At 70.9% G+C, this 3,656-nt stretch carries 3 protein-coding genes; 2 read left to right on the top strand and 1 reads right to left on the bottom strand.

Annotation, left to right across the window (positions count from 1 at the left end; translation table 11 throughout):
* On the top strand, positions 1-1,443 hold a 1,443-nt coding region (locus tag I5G_RS13090; RefSeq protein ID WP_022879460.1), incomplete at its 5' end, for a DEAD/DEAH box helicase.
* A gap of 31 nt (positions 1,444-1,474) precedes the next feature.
* Here the strand turns inward: I5G_RS13090 and I5G_RS13085 are convergent.
* Complete coding sequence (locus I5G_RS13085) at positions 1,475-2,485, bottom strand: DUF2207 domain-containing protein (protein ID WP_022879459.1); 1,011 nt, start codon at positions 2,483-2,485, stop codon at positions 1,475-1,477.
* A gap of 89 nt (positions 2,486-2,574) precedes the next feature.
* On the opposite strand from I5G_RS13085, the gene I5G_RS13080 reads away from it, so the two are divergent.
* The coding region (locus I5G_RS13080) for an MBL fold metallo-hydrolase (protein WP_022879458.1) at positions 2,575-3,656 on the top strand (1,082 nt) is incomplete at its 3' end.

Raw genomic sequence — 3,656 nt, 5'->3', positions numbered from 1 at the left:
TTCCGCGCCGAGCTCCGCCCGTACCAGCGCGACGGTCTCGCGTGGCTCGCGCTGCTGCACGCGCACCGGCTCGGTGGCATCCTCGCCGACGACATGGGTCTCGGGAAGACCGTGCAGATCCTCGCGCTCATCGCGCATGCGCGCGCGACGGGGGAGCGGCGACCGTGGCTCGTCGTCGCGCCGACGTCGGTGCTGCCGACCTGGGGCGCGGAGGCGGCCCGCTTCGCGCCCGACCTGCGCGTCGTGACGGTCGAGGCGACCTCCGTCCGGCGCACGCGGACGATCGCGCAGCTCGCGGACGGCGCCGACGTCGTGGTCGCACCGTACGGCGTCGTGCGCACGGATGACACCGAGTTCGCCGCGCCGGAATGGGCCGGCGTGGTGCTCGACGAAGCGCAGTTCGTGAAGAATCCGACGACGCGCATCCACCGCGCCGTCGCCGCGCTCCGCGCCGACTCGGTCTTCGCGGTCACCGGCACCCCGATCGAGAACGGCCTCGACGACCTGTGGGCGCTGCTGGCGCTCGTGGCGCCGGGTCTGTACCCGTCGGCGCGGCGGTTCCGCGAGGAGTACGTCCGCGCGATCGAGCAGCTCCCCTCCGACGCCCCGACCGAACTGTCCGCGGCCGCGGCCGAGGCGCACCGCCGCGGCACCCTCGCGCGCCTGCGCTCGCGCGTGCGCCCGTTCCTGCTGCGCCGCACCAAGGACGTCGTCGCCGCCGACCTGCCGCCGAAGCAGGAGCAGACGATCGCCGTGCCCCTCGCCCCTGCGCACCGCGAGCTGTACGACCGCGTGCTGCAGCGCGAGAGGCAGAAGGTGCTAGGGCTCCTCGACGACCTCGACCGGCAGCGGTTCATCGTGTTCCGATCCATCACGCTTCTGCGCATGCTGGCGCTCGCCCCGGGTCTCATCGACGAGCGCGACGCGCACCTCGGGTCGGCGAAGCTCGACGTCCTGCTCGAGCGCCTCGTCGAGGTGGCATCCGAGGGTCACCGTGCACTGGTCTTCAGTCAGTTCACGTCGTTCCTCGACCTCGCGGCGGAACGCCTGGATGCCGCCGGCCTCGCCTACGAGCACCTCGACGGCTCGACCTCGCGGCGCGGCGAGGTCGTCGAGGGGTTCCGCGGGGGAGACGCCCCCGTGTTCCTCATCAGCCTCAAGGCCGGAGGTTTCGGCCTGACGCTCGTGGAGGCCGAGTACGTGTTCCTCCTCGACCCGTGGTGGAACCCCGCCGCCGAGGCGCAGGCCATCGACCGCACCCACCGCATCGGGCAGACGAACAGCGTGTTCGTGTACCGCCTCATCGCCGCGGGAACCGTGGAGGAGAAGGTGCTCGAGCTGCAGCAGCGCAAGGCCGCCCTGTCGCGCGCGGTCCTCGACGACGGCGAGGCGTTCGCGAACGCGCTGGATGCCGACGATATCCGCGGGATCCTCGGCGGCTGAGACCCCCACGTGCGATGAGCGGCAGCCGCGGTCAGAACAGCCCGTCGAGCACCGCACCCGCGGCATCCACCGCGTGATCGGCGGCGAACGCGATGTTCGCCACCCCGTGGACGGCGGCCCCCACATCGATGACGTGGGCGACCCGCGCCCCCGCGTCCGCGAGGACCGCGGCGGAGGAATCCTCGAGTTCGTCGTAGCCGAACCGGAGGACGCGAAGCCACTCCTTCTCGAGGCCGAAGAGGACCGCATACGGCAGGAGTCGTTCGTTCAGCGCGAAGCGCGCGACCTCCCCGTCGACTCCCTGGCGCGCACCCGTCGGCGACTGCAGGACGCGCAAGCGGTCGGCCTCGGCGAGAGCCAGGTACTGACGGATGCCGTCGAGGTGCGCCCGCCGCGTCTGCGCCTGGGGGGTGAATCGTCGAGTCCGCCCGGCCGGCGCCACCGCCAGAGCGGAGATGCTCACGGCGGCGGCGAGCGACGCGACTCCGAAAGCGCCCGGGTCGGCGGGCGCGGCGAGCGTCACGACGCTCGCGAAGAGCACCCCGACGCAACACCAGCGGATCGCGGATCGACCGCGCAACGTGCCGTCGAGTAGGCCGTCACGCTGCAGGCGCCGCACGTACATGTCGATCAGTCCGCGGGCGCGACGCGCGATACGGCGCCGGTCGCGCGAGAGCCGCTTCGAGTACCCGCTCGGCGTGTCCGGCCCCGCGACGACCGACAGCAGCCGACGCTCGTCGTCCGTGAGGGAGGACTCGTCCACGGCTTGGAGCGCGATGCCCTCGCGGGTGACGTCGCCCTCGACGAGCAGCCGCAGGCGCCCGCGCACCACGAGATCGATGAGCGCCGCACCGATCGCGCGGCGCTCCCGGCCGGCGAGGATCGCGTCTTCCACGATCGACGTGCCGGCGGTCGGGGTGTACTGGACGAGGAGCGACCTCGGCAGCGCCGTCGCACGGCTGCGGGCGACGATCGCGAGCACGAGCAGCGCCACGGCGAGCGCGAGCAGCACCGCCGCGACCCAGACCAGAGCCCCCTCCACATTCGTCATCGTAGGGCCGACCGCCGCGCCCACCCGGCGCACAGCACACCCCCGCGTAGACTCGATAAGTTCTCACGGACAGGAGCGAAATGAAGATCACCGGCCTCGGCCACGCGGGAATGTTCATCGAGACCGCGGGCGGCAGCATCCTCTGCGACCCCGTGATCGGTCCGAGCTTCTTCGGCTCGTGGTTCCCCTTCCCCGACAACCGCGCGCTCGACTGGGAGCGGTTCGGCAAGGCCGATTTCCTCTACATCTCGCACCGGCACCGCGATCACTTCGACCCGGCGATGCTGGAGCGCTACGTCTCGAAGGACATCCGGGTCCTGCTGCCCGAGTACCCGACCGACGACCTCGAGCAGGACCTGATCGCCCTCGGCTACACGAACCTCGTCCGCACCGAGGCGGGGGTACCGCTGCAGTTCGGTGACCTGAAGCTCATGGTCACCCCGCTCCGTGCCCCCTCGGACGGCCCCATCGGCGACTCCTCGCTGTCGGTCGATGACGGCACGGCATCCATCCTGAACCAGAACGACTCGCACCCCCTCGACCTCGAGAAGCTGATGTCGTTCGGTAAGCCGGACGCCTACTTCACCCAGGTATCGGGGGCGATCTGGTGGCCCATGGTCTACGACCTGCCCCAGGACGCCAAGCAGAACTTCGCACAGCTCAAGCGCGACGCGCAGAACAAGCGCGCGATGTACTACATCGAGAAGGTGGATGCCGCGCACGTCTTCCCCATGGCGGGGCCGCCGATGTTCCTGCGCGAGGCGCTGTTCCGCTACAACGGCACGGGCCTCGAGAACGACTCGATCTTCACCGACCAGCGCGAGTTCCTCGCCCACATGAAGGAGCTGCGCCCCGATCAGCAGGGCCACCTGTTCCTCCCCGGCACCGAGGTCGAGGTGCAGGGCTCCGACGTGACCGTCACGCAGACCCTCTTCACGGATGCCGAGATCGACCGGATCTTCGGCGACAAGTGGAACTACCTCGCCGAGCAGCGCGACAGCCGCCAGGCCGAGATCCAGGCGGAAGAGGCATCCCGCGCCGAGATCATCCCGCCGGCCGAGATGCTCGCGGCGCTGAAGGAGTGGTGGGAGCCGCTGCTGCGTCGCGCCCGCACGATCCGCAACGGCGTGGGCGGCATGGTGCGTTCCGCATCGGGAGCTCG

It is taken from the genome of Microbacterium sp. B19 (genome assembly GCF_000333395.1).
Classification (GTDB): Bacteria; Actinomycetota; Actinomycetes; order Actinomycetales; family Microbacteriaceae; genus Microbacterium.
This window is presented reverse-complemented; position numbering and strand designations above follow the sequence as displayed.